Source organism: Bacillus sp. z60-11, assembly GCF_046464135.1.
In the GTDB taxonomy this organism is placed as follows: Bacteria; Bacillota; Bacilli; order Bacillales; family Bacillaceae; genus Bacillus; species Bacillus sonorensis_A.
This window is the reverse complement of sequence record NZ_JBIYSN010000003.1, coordinates 41,418-59,584: the sequence shown is the minus strand read 5'-3', so window position 1 is coordinate 59,584 and position 18,167 is coordinate 41,418. Positions and strand designations below refer to the sequence as shown.

Here is an 18,167-nt window from a genome sequence, read left to right as displayed (position 1 = left end):
ATAAAGAGGTTCGATATGATCATTTTGACTTTTTTTCGACACGTTTCTTTCAACATGAATAGGAACAAAGAACTGCTCCAAAAAAGGATCAAAGCTTAAAGCTTTGATCCTCGTGTTTACAGCCGCTTGCTCATATGCAAATCAGTTGTTTCAAAATTCATTTTCTCATACAGCCGTTTCGCCGTCTTATTATGGGCGAATACATGAAGGGAAAGCTTTTTGATACCCAATTGCTTTGCTTCCTCTTCCAATGCCTTTAAAGCCTGCTGGCCGTTTCCTTGTCCGCGATAGGCCTCGTAAAGGCCGAAATCATAAATGAACGCTTCCTTTTGCGGGTGGTAGGGATCTGCGTAAAGCCAAAGCCAGCCGATGACATCCTTGTTTTCATTCACAATCGACCAGAGATAATGATTGATGGTTGCCGTTCCATCGGGCAAAAGCGTTTTCAGTTGTTCTTCCGATTTCTCCATTGCTTCCGCTATCGTCCATGTGCCGGCTTTCACTTTTGCCATGGCGTAATGTTGGATTGAGTATGTTTGATAGGTTCTAAAATCGTCTTCCGACATCGGTGTCAGAAAGACCGGATTTCTTTTCTGCTTGCTTAAGTCTATTTTCAATTTCGTCTTTAACATCGATTATTTTTTCACTTCCTTTTTCGTTCTTATGATGCCCTGGTCAAATAAGGCCGCTTGGGCTCTGCCAGTTTATTGATTCTGTGCTGTATGTATATCACATTTAAAAGGAATGCGAAAACAGAGCCTTTGGCAGGTTCTTTTCCCGACAGTTTATTCAATGAAGCCGTCACAACGAGCGCACAGTAAATCAGAACACCAGCAGACAAAATCAAAATAATTCTATCCAGCAATAGATAAAGGCTGTAGTGCATCTCTGGAAATACGATTGCGGCTGATATTCTCATCGGAATAGAAAATAAATGATAAAATATAATGGCTTTTAACGTGGTGTAGGGAATATCATGATATGGCAGCAAATCGAAGCTTTTTCTTCTGGATAAAAACCAATATGGAATGTAAATCCCCAGGGTAACAAGACACAAAACAACAACGGACACCGTACTTTTGTTCTTTTCATTAGACAGCGTTTTCATCGCCATCTGCAAATTGTCGTTCATATCATTCCTCCGGATCTTCTTTTTCCAAACAAATGAATTGAATGAATATTTTCATTTTAGCGGCACACCCATCAATATATTCTTTTCCCAGTTGTTAGACAATAAGACTTAGGAACTAAGGTGACCTTAGGCTCATTTTTTGAACATTTATCCCTTCCTTTCTCATCAACTTCATCATTGATTTTTTCATTTTTATGTATTTTGAACGAACAAAAAACAACCTGGATTTTCCGCCAGGTTGTTTTATTATGGTTTTTTTATGCCGGTTTCTTGATTTTGTGAAGTGAGATTCGCCAATCGTTTCCAGTTCCAATATCGTGCGACTTAGCAAAAAATCCCTGGTTGACGGCAACTCCCAAATTGTTCAGTGAATTCACGTAAACAAGCGGCTGGCCCACCGGGATTTGCGGCAAATGAACGCGCAAATGGCATGACCTGGTGATAGACTTTGTGTCCGTTATTCATCACCATGACTTCCAATACATCTCCGTAGTGAATGTCTAACGTGCTAAACAGCGTCCTGCTGATATTCGTCCACAGATTGCCGAAGCGAATATCCAAAATATCGATTGTGCCTGTTATCCATTCATCTTCTATATAGGCTTCCATGACAGGGAGCTTGATCACTGAATTCGCGGAGAGCTCGGGGCCGATCTGCTCGAAGCCGATGATGCCTGCAGCAAGTCTGGCTCCTGTGTATGCATAAATATCACGATCGTAAACGAATGCGACTCGCCGGACTTTGGAAGTCTGTTTTGCCATTCATCGAGCTGACGGGCTTCGGCGATTCCAATTTTCCTGCTGATATGGGTGAGCGTCCCGTTATCCGGTGTGATGATATATTGATTTGTGGCGATCTTTACGGCAATGCTTCGCCGTTTTGAGCCGACACCGGGATCGACGACGGTCACAAATACCGTTCCTTCAGGCCAATAAGAAACGGTTTGCAGCAGGCGGTATGAGGCCTCCCAAATGTGAAACACGAGAATGTTGTGTGTTAAATCGAAAATCCGGATTGAACTGTCAACCGAATTTGACCGCCCCGTCGTCAATGCCAAAATCCGATTGCAATACAAGCGCATGCTGACTCATCCCATCTCCGTTTCCTTGTCAAAATCATACAGCACGGCGAAATGAAACGCAATACGAGCCCTTGTCCGTTTTTTCCGTAGAATCGGTTTTTATCAATCAATATAAGAAAATTGCTTAGGTCAAAAATGTTCTTTTCGGTTCTTCTACCGTTGATTTTATTGCTAAAATTAAAAATTAACGCTTTGACGAAAATTTTTATCTCCTTCATCATAAAGGCATGCAAAAACAGCCTGGCTCGATTCGCCAGACTGTTCCTGATTAATTGCCCAATTTGGACCGCGACAGTTTCACTTCTGTTGTTTTTTCTTTTCCGCCGCGCATATATTTCAATTTCACTGTGTCGCCAACATGTTTCGTATAAAGCTCTTTGCGCAGGTCGACGATGTCGTATACCCGCTCGCCGTTGAACTCAATGATGACATCAAGTTCATTCAGATCCGCTCTTCCTGCAGGCGACATTGGGGCAACGCCCATGACAACAACGCCTGAAGTGACATTGTCCGGCAGTTTAAGCGTTTCCTGCCAATGGTAGCTGGCGATATCGCCAAGGGACTTCATCTCGATTCCGAGATACGGGCGTCTCACTTCACCGTATTTCTCCAAATCATTAATAACAGGGATCGCGAGGTTTGCCGGAATGCTCAGTCCAATCCCTTCTACGGCTGATTCTGCGATCTTCATCGAATTGATGCCGATCACTTTGCCGTCGATATTAAACAGTCCGCCGCCGCTGTTTCCCGGGTTAATGGCGGCATCTGTCTGCAATACCTCGGCATTCCAGTCCGGCTGTCCATCTCCATTCGAATCAACTGGAACAGCCCGCTCTGTTCCAGAAATGATGCCCTGTGTGACAGAACCTGAGAACTGCAGGCCGAGAGGGTTTCCGATTGCAATCACAGGCTCGCCTGTCTTGACCTTATCGGAATTTCCAAACTCGGCAGCCGCTTTTATTTTATTGCTGTTGACTTGAAGAACGGCAAGATCCATCAGCCTGTCGCTGCCGATCAGTTTTGCCGGAAGTCTTGTCCCGTTATTCAAGCTGACTTCAATTTGCGTCGCTCCTTCAATCACATGATGGTTTGTCACAATGTGTGATGTGTTGCCGTTCTTTTTATAAATAACACCTGATCCGGTTCCCGCTTCACCGTCTTCATCCCATACCCCTGTTTTTTGGATATTGATGACGCCGACCACGGCATCGGATACTTTAGAAACGACTTGTGTAACCTCATTATTGACATTGACTGAGACATTGCGCACCGTTCCGGTTTGTCCGGTTGCCGTCCGTCCCCCGTTCGATTCAGTGACCTGGAGGTTGTACGGCAAGAGCCCCTGTTCGGAAAGATACGGCAGCGCAAAGACTGTCAGCAAAGCGCCGATCACGGCACCGATCAAGCTGGAAAACAAAAAGCTTCTCCAATTTCTTTCCGGCTTTTGACGAACGTACTTTTCCTCATCATGATTAAAATCCACTATATTCAAATCCTTTCAAGGAACGATATATGTATATAGTGTGGATCATATCCTTTAAGATTAATCATTGAACAAGAAAAATTTATACGGCTGCAAGAGGTGTTGGCTTTTTGGGATCCGTATCGAATAAATCAAAGGCTTCTCCGGCCAGCAATCCCTTGGCGGCAAGGGTTTGCTGAACCGACATTCTCGCCAGCTCCTTCATATTGTTGTCCTGGCTTAAATGAGCCAAGTAAATTCTTGATGTCTCGTCTCCGATGACATCTTTCATCGCCAATGCGGCATCTTCATTTGAAACGTGGCCGATGTCGCTCAAAATCCGCCTCTTAATATTCCATGGATAGCGGCCCATCTGCAGCATCCCGACGTCGTGGTTGCTTTCAAAAATAAAGACGTTGGCCGAGCGGATAATGCCTTTCATTCTGTCGCTGACATAGCCGGTATCCGTAATCAGCGCAAGCTTTCGTCCATTATAGTGAAAAACGTAAAACATCGGTTCTGCAGCATCATGAGAGACGCCAAAAGATTCAACATCAAGAGAACCGAACGACTTTACCGATTCCATCGGAAACACGAACTTCTGACCGTTGTCTATTTTGCCGATATGGCCTTCCATCGCCTTCCACGTTTTTTCATTGGCATAAACGGGAAGCTCATATTTTCTTGCCAGAACACCGAGACCTTTAATATGATCACTGTGTTCATGAGTGACAAAAATTCCGTCCAGCTGGTCCAAACTCCGGTCAATTTGCGACATCAGACCTTCGATTGCCTTCCCGCTAAGCCCTGCGTCAACAAGAAAAGCGCGGTCATCCGTTTCCAAATAAAATGCATTTCCGGTACTCCCGCTCGCAAGTACGCTAAATTGCAGGCTCATGGTTTCTCACTCCATTACGATTTTTCCTTTTTCTCCTGTGATTGAAGAACAGCGCCGTCCCGTGCATCCACGATAAATTCTTCTTTTATCGTTTTGTCGTCCGTTTTGCGTTCTACTTCGATTCTCCAGACCGGTACGAAAATCTGGGCGCTTGCCAAAGGATACTGTGTGAAATATCCAAGTTCAGCCGATTTGACTTTGCTGTATTTCTTCAGAAAATCCGGATAGTATAACGCTTCAACCGCACCAACCGCCGAAATCAGATTTTCCGTTTTGACCTCTTTTATGTCCTGCAGCATCGACTGTTTATAAGAAACGACTTCGTTTTTATCATTGAAATAAAGAACGACTTCTCCCATTTCATTGTTGGTATTATCCTGTCGATCCTGAAAAATGTAGCTTCCTTTGTACGTTTGGAAGAAGATGATCTGCTTTTGAGACTTGTCGATCTTCCAGAACTTATACTTGCTGCCGTCAATGATTTCCTCATCGACGATTTCCCTTGCTTTTGTTTTCATATCCGTTTTCGGCAGCACAATGGGATCATCAAATACCATTTTGATTTCTGTTAAGGGGTCTGTTTTCGACAGATCTGTTTTCGGCTTTTGCCCTTTTAACGATTTAATTTCGCTCGGTTTAAAGATCCTTTTTTGCGCGGAGATTGAAGAGCCTTTTGATGTCTCCTTCGACAAGTTGCCGTAGGAAATATGGTCTGCTTTCATATCTTCCTGCAGTGTCGACTTTTCTAAAATCGGGAACTGGTTGATTTTCCGTTTATCAAAGTATTGATACGCCAAGAAGATATCAAGGATCAGGAAGACGATGATGAAGATTGTTTTTGTTCTATTCCACTCCACTTTCAACGCCCTCCTTGACCACTGCATCCTTTTCGGAAACCGGCTGCACCTTCCCGTTTATTTTAATGCACCATGTCGGCACAAGTTTAACAAGCGGGTCTTGTTCCGCTGATACTGAAACCATTTCATAAGCGGGGAAAATTTGTTCAATCTTGTCAAAGTTGTATTCTTCATTGTCCTTCAAATATTGAATCAGCTCTTGTCCGCTCATGATTTCTTTCTCTTTTTTGCTGACCGGATTTGCATTCGCTCCTAAGACATATGTCGGGTGTTTATAATCCAAAATGTCATTGTTCGCCCAGCGAAGCTCAATGGATGTCGTTCCAAAAGGCTGGCTCTGGCTGTTGACGACCGGCATCTGATCCATGAATAAATTAAAAGTGACCTGCTGGTTTTCATTCAAGCCGAAAAACTGATAATCGTCCGTCCAGCTTCCCGTATCATTTAAATATTTAAAGCTTTTATTGATCAGTTCTCCATTTTGGTAGGAAGAACTCGGCTCTAAATTTCGATGCTGGAACTTCACTTCTCTATTGTTTGAGTAAACCTCTAAAAGGCTTGTTCCATCCGAATATACCGGCCTGTTTAAGTTCGTTTCCTGCCGCACGGTTTGAGGGTCATCAAACAGGGCATTTTTAAAACGCGTCGGGCTGATTGTTTCGGTGAAATACTCTTTTTCAAACATCTTCAGCTTATTAACCGGCAGCAGCACATCTCTTCTTGCATTAATTTCATAATCCTTATAAAGCGGCATCTGCGATTTTTCTTTCTCAATATCTGAGAGGATGTTCCGGTAATTAGCCGATTCGATTTCCGCTTCAACAACCGTCTCTTTGCTGAAGGAGACAAAATAAATTTTTTTCGTGCCGCTTCCTCCATTGAAAGGAAGAATGACCCGGTCAAATGAGTTATACTCATACGAATTGGCTGACCATTTAAACAGCGGCTGCAGCACATCGATTGGAATATTGTCGCTAAAAACGAGATCCAATTTGGAGGCGAATTTGTTTTTCGCGTACAGCCAGTTTTTGAACTTCTGCTTATCAAATTCGTCTGAGATGTCTCTCAACGACTTGACTTCCCAGTGGCTCATATCATCCCAGAGCTGTGAATAGAGCGTCATATCATTCAGCAAATAATGTTTCCCATTGTCATGAATAAACATCTGCTGCGGCTTTACGGCTTCATTTAACAGCTTTGTCTGGTTTGTAATCGGCTGCTTGTCGCTGACCTGCGCCTGAGAATCTTCAACTCTTTCGTAATTCCCCTGAAATCCCCAAATATTGAAGGTGAAAAGGAGACTGATCACAATCAGTAAGGACAGTATTATCGTTTTCATTGTCTCACGCTTCATCCCAATCATCCTCTTGCTCCTCTTTATATGGCAGGGTAAATGTGATCGTCGTTCCTTTGCCTTCGATACTGTCGGCCCAGATATCTCCGCCGTGGGCCTGTACCATTTCTTTTGCAATCGCAAGACCCAGGCCGGTTCCGCCTAGCTTTCTTGTTCTCGCTTTGTCCACCCGGTAAAAACGCTCGAAAATCTTTTCCACATCTTTTCTCGGAATGCCGACACCCTCATCTTTTACGCTGATATAAAGGAGTTCTTCCTCCTCATTGACATCAACGGAGAAGGTGATGTGGCCGCCTTCAGGCGAATATTTCAGCGCGTTTGAAATAATATTGTCCAGCACTTGTGTAATTTTGTCCGGATCTATTTCAACATATAAATTTCTGTCAGGCAGATGGGTGATAAAATCAACGTGCTGCTCCTTTGTCATTTCAAAGCGCTCAATGATAAGTGAAAAGAAGCGGATGAAATGAACCCATTCCTTGTTGAATTGATAGTCCTTGCTGTCAAACTTTGAAAGCTGCAGCAAGTCGTTGACAAGCCTGATCATGCGCTCTGTTTCATTCTGCGTCACATTCAAGAACCGCGGCGCAATATTTGGATCTTCCCAGGCGCCTTCCGCAAGCGCTTCTAAATAGCTTCGCATCGTCGTCAGCGGCGTTCTGAGCTCGTGTGAAACATTTGCGACAAACTCTCTGCGCTCTTGATCAATCTGCTCCTGTTCTGTGACATCGTAAATAACCGCGATTAACCCGTCAATTTTCCCGTGCTCTTTTTGAATCACCGAGAAATTGACGCGAAGCACAGATGTCCGTTCTTCCTGGTCAATCTCCAGAAGGAGAGAGTCCTGCTGCTCGACCAAGTCTTCAAACGAGTATTCATCTTCAATACCGAGCAATTTGGTAATCGGCATTTCCAAAGCCGTTTCACGTGAAACATTTAAAAGCTCTAAAGCCGGTGAATTTAATAATATAATGGCGCCGTTGCGGTTTGTCGCGATTACTCCGTCCGTCATATAGGCGATAACAGAAGATAACTTTTTCCGTTCTCCTTCTGTCATCGATTGAGCTTCTTTCAGCTCTCTTGTTAAATAATTAAAAGTCGTGGCCAATTGACCGATCTCGTCGTTTCCATACTTCCTGACTTTTCTCGAGAAATTCCCTTTTGCCAGCTCAATGGCCTGCTTTCGCATATCTGAAAGCGGATGTGTGATCGTCCGCGCGACAAAAATGCCGAGGAAAGCCGTGATCCCGAGAGCGATAAGTGTTCCGGACGCTAAAATCGTATTGATCGTCCGGATTTGCGTATAGACATCATCCATCGAGGCGACGACATAGATGGCCCCGATCGTCTCTTGATTGGATTTTTTAATCGGTGTGACGGAAATCCGCACCCTGCTGTCCCGTTCCGGATCAAAAAAATTGTTTCCGTACGGGATACCGACTAGCAATGTTCGTTTGATGATGCCCTCTGTTGTCTTTTTACCGGCTACTTCCCGATTGTACGGGTTGGAAGTTGCGATGACTTCATAGCTTTTATCAATCAAGCTGACTTCAAGGATTTCGCCTTCCTTGCTAAAATCATTCAAAATCCGCTCTGCATCGTCTTTCAAAGTAGTTGAAGAATCGGTGCTTCTGTCTTTCGTCATCTCCTGCTCAAGATAGTAGGAGAGGTTGTTCACCCGCTGGTCAAGTGAATCTTTGTAAGAGTTCAGAAGGGACTCCTCCATCTCCCTGACAAAGTAGACACCGATGATCTGCATGGCGACGATGATCAGCAGGATGTATATTAAAGTAAACTTAAAATGTATGGAGCGAAAAAAACCGACTTTATTCATTTGGGCATTATTCCTGTTCTGGGTTTCTCAAGTAATAGCCGACGCCTCGTCTTGTGACGATCCAGCTTGGATGGCTCGGATTATCCTCAATCTTTTCGCGAAGGCGCCTTACGGTTACGTCAACTGTGCGGACGTCTCCAAAGTAGTCATATCCCCACACGGTCTGCAGCAAATGCTCGCGGGTCATGACTTGTCCGATGTGTTTTGCAAGGTAGTGCAGAAGCTCAAACTCCCGGTGTGTCAGTTCGATTGTTTCATCGCGTTTGGAAACGACATAGGCATCCGGAAAAATAACGAGCGACCCGATTTGTATTTCGTTTGAAGATGTTTCTTCTTCGGCCGGCACCGCTGTGTTCTGTCTTCTCAGGTTGGCTTTCACCCTGGCCAGCAGTTCGCGCGTGCTGAACGGCTTTGTCACATAGTCGTCGGCACCGAGTTCCAGACCGATGACTTTATCGATTTCTGAATCCTTTGCGGTCAGCATAATGATCGGCATGTCGTATTTTTTACGGACTTCGCGGCACACCTCGACACCGTCTTTATTTGGAAGCATGATGTCGAGCAGGACTAAATCGGGATTCAGCTCCTCGACCATTTGCAGCGCTTCAATGCCGTCATATGCGCAATGGACTTCATAGCCCTCTTTTTTCAGATTGAATTCTAAAATATCAGCGATCGGCTGTTCATCATCTACAACAAGTATCTTTTTTTCCATTATCCATTCCTCCTGGTTCAGAGTTATCGTACAGCGCTCAGGGAGAGAGCTGTTTGCGTTTTATATCAAGTCGTCATAAAAAGCTCATTCATGAAAATAGATTTCTTATACATTATAACGTTAATGAGACAAAAATTAAAAAAATAGTTCAAGGGAAAAGTTTTGGAAATGTCATCCGAATAGAATGGCGCTGACTCGGACCCCTTCATTAAATTTTCATTACTTTTTTTACTGAAAAATGAAACATCTTTCATGATGAACACGTCTATATAGTAACGTCTTCTTCTTCGGCCGGGTCCTCCGGCCTCCCTTTTTTTCCTTTCTTGTTCCCTTTCTCGTTTATTCTATATTTCAACCTATAAATAAAACGCATCTGTTCCATTAACAGACGCGCTTTATTAAAGTGGCTCGGGACGGAATCGAACCGCCGACACACGGATTTTCAGTCCGTTGCTCTACCAACTGAGCTACCGAGCCAAATATTCATATTTTAAAATGGCGGTCCGGACGGGACTCGAACCCGCGACCTCCTGCGTGACAGGCAGGCATTCTAACCAACTGAACTACCGGACCTCTATTTTACAGTACCTGCTTCGGGAAGGAATCGTGGTCCTTCCGAAGCAAGCGGGGATTTAGCAATAACGCTAAAGTAAATCAATGACCCGTACGGGATTCGAACCCGTGTTACCGCCGTGAAAGGGCGGTGTCTTAACCGCTTGACCAACGGGCCATAGAGAAAATGGTGAGCCATGAAGGACTCGAACCTTCGACCCTCTGATTAAAAGTCAGATGCTCTACCAACTGAGCTAATGGCTCAAAATTAAATGACACCCTTAGATTTAATCTAGCATAACGACGTCCACATCTCAGAAAGCTTTTTCAAGATGCCTCTCGATGTGTACGCTGAAGCGAATTCTCCGAAGCGTATTCGGGCGTGCTCTGTCAACTGAGCTAATGGCTCTAGCGATGCAAATTCTTTTTCGCAACAACGAGATTTATATTATCATAGAACGAACAGAGGTGGCAATATATTTTTTATATTCTTTCTATTTATTTTTCCCCTTCATGAAAATACTCCGCTCCTTCGGTGTTTACCCAGTGCATGATTCCGTGCGGGTGAAATACCGACAACAGCCGATTCGCCTCATCTATGGGCATCCACTTCGCTTCAAGAATGTTCTCATCGAATGTGAGAGTGTCAGGACGGTCTGTCACCGTTGCTTTGAACACGATAAAATAGACGTGCTCGTCACCGATCACCGCTTCATTTAATGCTAAAATCCCGAGGGGTTCAATGCCGCAGCCCGTTTCTTCCTTCATTTCCCTTGAGGCCGCTTCCGGCAGGGACTCTCCCGCTTCAACCTTGCCGCCCGGCAGCGTCCATGATTGATTTTTTCTGTTTTTCACCATCAGGACTTGCCCGTTTTCTTCTGCGAATGAATAGACGACATCAACTCGTTTCATTTGTTTGCCTCCTTTTGATAAAGAAAGCCTCTGCAACAACGGCAGAGGCTTGGATCAGTTAGTTCGGACGGTACACGCTTCTGATCACATTTGTCTGAGATCTGTCAGGGCCGACGGAGAAAATGGACAGCGGAATGCCTGTCAGCTGGGAAACCCGCTCAAGGTAATGGCGCGCATTTTCAGGCAGATCGCTCAAGTTTTTCGCTCCTGTGATGTCTTCAGTCCAGCCCGGCATTTCTTCATAGACCGGCTCACATTCGGACAACGCTTTTAAGCTTGCCGGAAACTCCTCAAGAATTTCTCCGCGGTATTTGTATGCGACACAGATTTTCAGCGTTTCAATTCCGGTCAATACATCGATTGAATTGAGAGAAAGATCCGTAATTCCGCTGACGCGGCGGGCATGGCGGACAACGACGCTGTCAAACCAGCCGACGCGGCGCGGGCGGCCGGTCGTTGTGCCGTATTCGCGGCCGACCTCGCGGATTTGATCTCCGATCTCATTTTCAAGTTCCGTCGGGAAAGGGCCGTCTCCGACACGTGTCGTATACGCTTTTGAGACGCCGACGACATGCTGGATTTTTGTAGGGCCGACACCAGATCCAATCGTAACGCCCCCCGCGACAGGGTTTGAAGACGTGACAAACGGATATGTCCCCTGATCGATGTCAAGCATGACCCCTTGCGCCCCTTCGAACAGGACGCGGCGTCCGTCGTCAAGCGCGTCGTTTAAGACGACCGACGTGTCGCAGACGTATTGTTTAATTTGTTGACCGTACTCATAATATTCATCCAAAATATCTTCTATTTTAAATCCTTCCGCTTCATACATTTTTTCAAGCAGACGGTTTTTTTCTTCCAGATTGCGGGCGAGTTTTTCTTCAAAAACGTCACGGTCCAAAAGATCGGCGATGCGGATGCCGACGCGTGCCGCTTTATCCATGTAGGCCGGGCCGATTCCTTTTTTCGTCGTGCCGATTTTGTTTGCCCCTTTCCGTTCTTCTTCCACCGCGTCAAGCTTTAAATGATACGGAAGAATGACATGGGCTCTGTTGGAAATTCTCAAGTTTTCAGTTGTGACATTGCGTTCATGTAGATAGGCAAGCTCTGTCACCAATGCCTTCGGATCAACGACCATTCCGTTGCCGATCACACATATTTTATCCTTATAAAAAATACCGGATGGAATCAAGTGCAGCTTGTACGTAACCCCGTTAAATTTAATCGTATGTCCTGCGTTATTTCCGCCTTGGTACCGTGCGATCACTTCCGCGTTTTCTGAAAGGAAATCGGTAATTTTTCCTTTTCCTTCGTCACCCCACTGGGTACCGACAACAACTACTGAAGACATATCCGTCCACCTCCGTTAACCTTTTCAAACGATATCAATATCAAACATAATCAGTTTATCAGTGTCACGCTTTAAAGTCAATTGTAAATCCGAACATTAATTTTACAACGTAACATTTTCGTTCGTTATTATAAAATTAATTTTACAATTTTCCTTTTTGAGAAACGGTTTTTCACTTAAAAACTCAAAAACTAGCGAACATGCAAATTTTTGGACAACGGCACATATGTGGACAATCAAGGCGCCTATTCCGCCCCATAGCTTCGCAGACAGGTAAGAACGCAAAAAATCCCTAAGAACATGTCTTAGGGATTTATGCACCAGGCGGAACACCCGCGTCATCAAAGCGGCGCTCCAGGTTCACGAATTTATTGTATTCCTTGACAAATGCGAGTGAAACGGTGCCGACCGGGCCGTTCCGCTGTTTTGCGATAATAATTTCGATAATGTTTTTATTCTCCGATTCTTTGTCATAGTAATCATCGCGATATAAGAAAGCGACAATATCGGCATCCTGCTCGATACTTCCCGATTCCCGGATGTCTGACATCATCGGGCGCTTATCCTGGCGCTGCTCGACGCCGCGGGAAAGCTGGGAAAGGGCGATGACCGGAACTTCAAGCTCCCTCGCCAGCGCTTTCAGCGCACGGGAAATTTCCGATACTTCCTGCTGGCGGTTGTCCGATGAACGGCCGCTTCCCTGGATGAGCTGCAAATAGTCGATTAAAATCATGCCGAGTCCGTTTTCCTGCTTCAAACGTCTGCATTTTGAACGGATTTCGCTGACGCGGATGCCGGGTGTATCATCAATGAAAATGCCGCTGTTTGACAGGCTTCCCATCGCCATCGTCAGCTTGCCCCAGTCTTCTTCCGTCAAATTTCCGGTACGGAGATTTTGTGCGTTGATGTTGCCTTCTGCACAAAGCATCCGCATGACAAGCTGTTCGGCTCCCATCTCAAGACTGAAGATCGCGACGCTTTCGTCCGTTTTCGTCGCCACATTTTGAGCGATGTTCAGAGCAAAAGCGGTTTTCCCCACAGATGGACGCGCGGCAACGATGATCAAATCATTTCTCTGAAAGCCGGCTGTCATTCTGTCAAGCTCCGTAAAACCGGTCGGAATTCCGGTAATATCCCCTTTGCGGTTGTGAAGCTGTTCGATATTGTCATAGGTTTGCACAAGAACATCTTTAATATTTTGGAAGGCCCCTGTATTTTTGCGCTGGGCGACTTCCATAATCGTTTTTTCCGCTTCGCTTAAAAGATCCTCGACCTCATCTTCCCGCGTATATCCGTCTTGGGCAATCGTCGTTGCCGTACGGATCAAGCGGCGCAGAATCGATTTTTCTTCTACAATCTTTGCGTAATATTCTATATTAGCCGCAGTCGGCACAGAATTTGCAATATCCGTCAAATAAGAAATTCCGCCGACCTCTTCCAGAAGATCCGTATTCGCAAGCTCTGATGTGACTGTCACCAAATCTACAGGCTCGCCGCGGTCCCCGAGAACAAGCATGGCGTTAAATATTTTTTGGTGCGACATTCTGTAAAAATCATCTGGAATCAAGACTTCTGACGCCAAAGTTAATGCCGATGGTTCTAAAAAAACAGCACCTAACACGGCCTGCTCAGCTTCAATATTTTGCGGCGGCAGCCTGTCATTCAGAAGATCTGTCATGTTAAGCACCGTCCTCCCATAAAAAATAACCCAACGTCTATTTTACCATTTTCACAGAAAAAAAATAGACTCTGGAAGAAACCCTTTATTCGGAAATATTTTCATAGAAAGCTTCGCGGAAAGGAAGTGTTGACCTGTACAGGAGAAAAAGGAGTGACGGGTATAACGGGGGCGGCCGCACAGCCGCAGGTGGTAAAAACGACAAGCTTAAAGGTGTTTGACCTTCAGTCCAGCCTGCCGTTCCAATTGTTTTTAAACAGCATGCTGACCATCAGATCGGTCGCATGTTGATATAAATCCCATTCCTCATAAGCTGCAAACCTCATCCTCAGCGTTTGCAGCACATTGCGCATATCTTTGTATTCTTCAAATGTGTAAAGGCCTTTTGATCTGACCTGAAGGTCATACAATTTCTTTTTCAATGCCGATAATGTCGTATTCATGCGCAGCACCTCCTATTTCATTTATAGTCTCTTTCTCTTTTTCTTCCAACTCATTTGTTATATGATGTTACAATAAATGTTGTCACTCATATTTACTGTTGCGTCCCTAGGACGCTCGGGTACAATAGAAAATGGAGGAAAAGAAGAAGTCTTTATAATATGAGCCGAAGCGGCGCAAAACCTTTCGGAATCCTTAAATCTTCCTGTCCGAACAAACCATGCCATATGCCGCAGCATATTCCGCTTGAAAACTTGCCGTCATACAGAAGCAGGATCGCCAAAAGTAACCTTGGACCGCGTTCCGGGTTTCTTTTTCATGTCACTTTTTCACCTGAAAGCAAAGGAGAATACAGCATGCAATACAATGACGCTCGACGCACCCGTATACACAATATCTTATTGATTGCCGGAATTATTTTTATCGCTTTTAATTTAAGACCCGCCATTACATCAGTCGGACCATTGATCAGTTCGATCCGCTCCGACTTGGTCATGACAAACGGGATGGCAGGTTTTTTGACGACTTTGCCGCTATTGTCTTTCGCGTTTCTTTCTCCAATCGCTCCAAAGCTCGGACAGAAACTGGGCAATGAAAGAACCCTTTGGGTGGGATTGGTCGTTCTGTTGATCGGCATTTTGCTGCGTTCCTATGGGGATCGTTTTACATTGCTTACAGGAACCGCTCTGATCGGAGTCGGGATCGCCATCTGCAATGTGCTGCTGCCAAGCCTCATCAAACACAAATATCCCGATAAAGCGGGCATCATGACAAGTTTGTATACAACGTCCATGTCGATATTTGCGGCGCTCGCTTCCGGAATCAGCATTCCGCTTGCTCACGGCTTGCAGTGGGGATGGAGCGCTTCACTGATGGTATGGGCGGGATTGGCGTTTATCGCCATTTTGCTCTGGGTTCCGCAGCTGCGCTATCATGACACGGCCAACAGCACCGTCCGCGTCAAAACGGAGGGACAAACCGTCTGGCGTTCCAAAATCGCCTGGCAGGTCACCTTCTTTATGGGCATTCAGTCTTTCTTGTTTTATTGTACGATCGCCTGGCTGCCTGAAATCCTCCGCTCCCACGGGATGAGCATGTCGCTTGCCGGCTGGATGCTGTCGCTGATGCAATTTGCCAGCCTTCCGTCGACATTTTTAACACCGGTGCTCGCCGGTCGTTTCCGAAATCAGAGAAGCATCGTCCTTGCTCTCGGCATTCTTTACTTAGCCGGGATGTCAGGCCTTTTATACGGAGGCAGTACGGCCATGCTGACTTTCTGGGTGATTCTGATCGGAATTGGACAAGGTTCAAGCATCAGCTTGGCGCTGGCTCTCATCGGACTGAGAAGCGAGAACGCCGATCAGGCGGCAGCTTTATCAGGAATGTCGCAATCCGCGGGTTATTTGCTGGCGGCGATCGGCCCTAGTTTTGTCGGATTTTTATATGATCATATGCATTCATGGAACGGACCGATCCTGCTTTTCGTCGCCGCGCTTGTCGCTCTCATTGGTGCAGGGCTTGGCGCGGGCAGAAATCAGTATATCTACGCCAAACCAGCATAAAAAAAGCTGCCGGGATTTCCCGGCAGCTTTTTTCCCTTTATAACTCTTCCTCAAATGATAAATTAACCGGTTCTTCTAAGAGTTCACCGTGTATTTCCATATTCGTTGACGGAACACTTTCGTCAACCTCTTCAAATGTGACATGATCGATCCACACATGACCGGGGCCGGATAGCTGAATCCCAAATGAAATGACCGCGCTGTTTTCAGGCACATCTAATACTACGGCGTAACGATTCCAATTCGTCGTTCCCGTAATCGGCCTATTGCTCATATTATCAAATTGAAGCACATCCTCCGCCGCACTGTCGACCCGCATCCAAAGAGAAGAAAAATGCTGCACTCCTTTCGTTTTGATAAAGCAGGACAGACGCAGCCTTTTCCCGCGGTAGCGGTCAGCCTTAAACTGCTGCATCATCGTGGCAAACTCACCGATATCCTGAACCATGATTGATTTTAAATAGCCTGAAGCTTTGCCGTGAAGTACATGTTCCCGATCTATCCCCATTTCGAATTGAAACGGGTGGCTTCCGCTTAGTACCCAGCCTTTCATGTTTTTCTCCATCCAAGATTCCTCCTTTTTTGAAGCGATCGGCCTCATCAATGTCCGGTATGCGCCCGGCGGCATGTGATACAGCTTTTTAAACGCCCTTGTAAACGCTTCTTGTGACTCGAACTGATAGTGCAGCGCAATATCGATGATACGGTGATCTGTATAAAGCAGGTCTGTAGCAGCATGGGCAAGACGCCTCATACGAATATAGGAAGCGGCTGACATCCCGACTTCCGCTTGAAAAATACGATGAAAATGAAATTTGGAAAATCCCGACACACCGGCAATATCCTCGATTGAAATCTGCTCGTGCAAATGTGATTCAAGCCAATCGATCGTTTTTTGAACCGCCCTTTCATAATGCATGTTGGCCGCAGTCTCCTTTCACCTCTAGAATACTGGATTCCGCATCGCCTTTTTTGATTTTTTTTGCGATGTGGATATAACCTGACAAAAAAGCCGGCAAACGGTGTGTCATGATGTATGATTGGATAGAAGAAAAATATTTTTGTTAATGGTCTAGACAACTAGAACTATAATGTTCTATACTGATGATAACGTTTTCAAGAAAGGACTTTTGGCTGTGAAAACTAACCAAACTAAACGCTATATTTTAAAACATCTTCGTATTTACAGTGAAAATGGAATGATAGAAAATGGATTTGTCCTGACAAATGGAGAAACAATTGAGGCTTGCGGATCAATGTCAGAGCTTCCCGAAGCTGCACAGACCGCTGAGCCGCTGACATTTCCGGAAAACTTTAAAGTGCTCCCCGGGATGATTGACGTTCATATTCACGGTGCAAACGGCGCGGATGTCATGGATGGAACGCCCGAAGCTTTAAACACGATGGCTGAAGCCCTTCCGAAAGAAGGGACGACAAGCTTTCTCGCAACAACGATGACCCAGGATGCAGCCAGCATCGAACAAGCCTTGGCAAATGTCAAACGCTATATGGAGTCAGACATTCGTCCGGGCACTGCCGAAGTTTTAGGGATTCATTTGGAAGGCCCTTTTATTTCAGAAAAGCGGTGCGGGGCCCAGCCGCCCGATGCCATCATTCCGCCTGACTTATCTTTATTCAAAGCATGGCAGGAGCTTTCAGGGAACCATATTAAACAGGTGACGATCGCGCCTGAGCTGGAAGGCTCTTTAGAGCTCATCTCTTATTTGAATAAAACCGGTGTTGTCGCTTCAGCCGGCCATTCTGATGCAGGGTTAAAGGAAATGGAGGCAGGGATCGAAGCGGGCTTATCACATGTCACCCATTTGTTCAACGGCATGCGGGGTCTGCACCACCGGGAGCCCGGGGTAGCGGGCAGCGCCCTTTTACATCGTGAATTGATCGCTGAGCTGATAGCAGACGGGATTCACGTCCACCCAGCCGTCATGAAACTGGCCTTCCGGCAAAAACAGAAAGAGGGCATCATTTTAATCACCGATGCGATGCGCGCAAAGTGTCTTAAGAATGGAACTTATACATTAGGCGGCCAGGAGGTGTTTGTAAAGGATGAGAAAGCCGTGCTTCAGAACGGCACATTGGCCGGCAGTATTTTGAAGATGGATCAGGCTGCCCGGAACATGATGGAATTCTCTGAATGTACACTGGAAGACATCGTCCATATGACAGCGGTGAACCCTGCCAAACAGCTTCAGATCTTCGACCGCAAAGGCAGCATCAAAAATGGAAAGGATGCCGATTTGATCGTTTTGAACGAAAAAAGCGAAGTTGTGATGACGCTGTGCAAAGGGGTTATCGCGTTCAACAAAAGGGAGGTTTAAC

15 protein-coding genes, 4 tRNA genes and 1 pseudogene are annotated in these 18,167 nt (G+C 45.6%); 2 read left to right on the top strand and 18 right to left on the bottom strand.

Features of this window, described 5'->3' with window-relative positions:
* Positions 1 to 116: 116 nt before the first annotated feature.
* The 17 genes and pseudogenes from ACINLD_RS10235 to ACINLD_RS10155 all read right to left on the bottom strand — a co-directional run bounded on the left by ACINLD_RS10235 (position 117) and on the right by ACINLD_RS10155 (position 14,270).
* A complete protein-coding gene (locus ACINLD_RS10235) occupies positions 117 to 632 on the bottom strand; it encodes a GNAT family N-acetyltransferase (RefSeq protein ID WP_035428584.1) in 516 nt (171 codons plus the stop codon).
* Between the two features lie 29 nt (positions 633 to 661).
* Entirely contained in the window at positions 662 to 1,132 is a 471-nt protein-coding gene (locus ACINLD_RS10230; protein ID WP_026589445.1) for a DUF4234 domain-containing protein, read from the bottom strand.
* Positions 1,133 to 1,389: 257 nt separating this feature from the next.
* A pseudogene (locus ACINLD_RS10225) lies at positions 1,390 to 2,224 on the bottom strand (S-adenosyl-l-methionine hydroxide adenosyltransferase family protein).
* Positions 2,225 to 2,482: 258 nt separating this feature from the next.
* Positions 2,483 to 3,697 carry a S1C family serine protease gene (locus ACINLD_RS10220; protein ID WP_077735890.1) on the bottom strand — a complete coding sequence of 405 codons (1,215 nt, stop codon included), beginning with the start codon at positions 3,695 to 3,697 and terminating at the stop codon, positions 2,483 to 2,485.
* 82 nt (positions 3,698 to 3,779) lie between these two features.
* Positions 3,780 to 4,574 (bottom strand): MBL fold metallo-hydrolase, encoded by a 795-nt coding sequence (locus ACINLD_RS10215; RefSeq protein ID WP_077735889.1) that lies wholly within the window; start codon positions 4,572 to 4,574, stop codon positions 3,780 to 3,782.
* Positions 4,575 to 4,588: 14 nt separating this feature from the next.
* Positions 4,589 to 5,431, bottom strand: a complete 843-nt coding sequence (locus ACINLD_RS10210; RefSeq protein ID WP_026589448.1) for a two-component system regulatory protein YycI — start codon at positions 5,429 to 5,431, stop codon at positions 4,589 to 4,591.
* A complete protein-coding gene (locus ACINLD_RS10205; RefSeq protein WP_077735888.1) occupies positions 5,418 to 6,785 on the bottom strand; it encodes a YycH family regulatory protein in 1,368 nt (455 codons plus the stop codon). The genes ACINLD_RS10210 and ACINLD_RS10205 overlap by 14 nt, the downstream gene beginning before the upstream one ends.
* Positions 6,775 to 8,619, bottom strand: coding sequence for a cell wall metabolism sensor histidine kinase WalK (gene walK / locus ACINLD_RS10200; RefSeq protein WP_026589450.1), 1,845 nt, complete (start codon positions 8,617 to 8,619; stop codon positions 6,775 to 6,777). The genes ACINLD_RS10205 and walK overlap by 11 nt, the downstream gene beginning before the upstream one ends.
* Positions 8,620 to 8,626: 7 nt before the next feature.
* Positions 8,627 to 9,334: a response regulator YycF gene (gene yycF / locus ACINLD_RS10195; RefSeq protein ID WP_026589451.1), complete on the bottom strand. Its 708-nt coding sequence runs from the start codon at positions 9,332 to 9,334 to the stop codon at positions 8,627 to 8,629.
* 404 nt (positions 9,335 to 9,738) lie between these two features.
* Positions 9,739 to 9,811, bottom strand: a tRNA-Phe gene (locus ACINLD_RS10190).
* Positions 9,812 to 9,830: 19 nt separating this feature from the next.
* Positions 9,831 to 9,907 (bottom strand) — tRNA-Asp (locus ACINLD_RS10185).
* Between the two features lie 85 nt (positions 9,908 to 9,992).
* Positions 9,993 to 10,064: transfer RNA gene (locus ACINLD_RS10180), tRNA-Glu, on the bottom strand.
* 10 nt (positions 10,065 to 10,074) lie between these two features.
* Positions 10,075 to 10,150, bottom strand: a tRNA-Lys gene (locus ACINLD_RS10175).
* A 234-nt stretch (positions 10,151 to 10,384) separates the two neighbouring features.
* A complete protein-coding gene (locus tag ACINLD_RS10170) occupies positions 10,385 to 10,798 on the bottom strand; it encodes an NUDIX domain-containing protein (protein ID WP_026589453.1) in 414 nt (137 codons plus the stop codon).
* Between the two features lie 58 nt (positions 10,799 to 10,856).
* Positions 10,857 to 12,149 carry an adenylosuccinate synthase gene (locus ACINLD_RS10165; RefSeq protein ID WP_026589454.1) on the bottom strand — a complete coding sequence of 431 codons (1,293 nt, stop codon included), beginning with the start codon at positions 12,147 to 12,149 and terminating at the stop codon, positions 10,857 to 10,859.
* 313 nt (positions 12,150 to 12,462) lie between these two features.
* Entirely contained in the window at positions 12,463 to 13,827 is a 1,365-nt protein-coding gene (dnaB, locus tag ACINLD_RS10160) for a replicative DNA helicase (protein ID WP_026589455.1), read from the bottom strand.
* A 224-nt stretch (positions 13,828 to 14,051) separates the two neighbouring features.
* A complete protein-coding gene (locus tag ACINLD_RS10155) occupies positions 14,052 to 14,270 on the bottom strand; it encodes a hypothetical protein (protein ID WP_077735887.1) in 219 nt (72 codons plus the stop codon).
* A 354-nt stretch (positions 14,271 to 14,624) separates the two neighbouring features.
* Between ACINLD_RS10155 and ACINLD_RS10150 the strand changes: the two genes are divergently transcribed.
* Complete coding sequence (locus tag ACINLD_RS10150; protein ID WP_026589457.1) at positions 14,625 to 15,830, top strand: CynX/NimT family MFS transporter; 1,206 nt, start codon at positions 14,625 to 14,627, stop codon at positions 15,828 to 15,830.
* A gap of 37 nt (positions 15,831 to 15,867) precedes the next feature.
* Here ACINLD_RS10150 and ACINLD_RS10145 read toward each other — a convergent pair whose 3' ends face one another.
* Complete coding sequence (locus tag ACINLD_RS10145) at positions 15,868 to 16,749, bottom strand: helix-turn-helix transcriptional regulator (protein ID WP_077735886.1); 882 nt, start codon at positions 16,747 to 16,749, stop codon at positions 15,868 to 15,870.
* 172 nt (positions 16,750 to 16,921) lie between these two features.
* On the opposite strand from ACINLD_RS10145, the gene nagA reads away from it, so the two are divergent.
* Positions 16,922 to 18,166, top strand: a complete 1,245-nt coding sequence (gene nagA, locus ACINLD_RS10140) for an N-acetylglucosamine-6-phosphate deacetylase (protein WP_077735885.1) — start codon at positions 16,922 to 16,924, stop codon at positions 18,164 to 18,166.
* Position 18,167 lies beyond the last annotated feature (1 nt).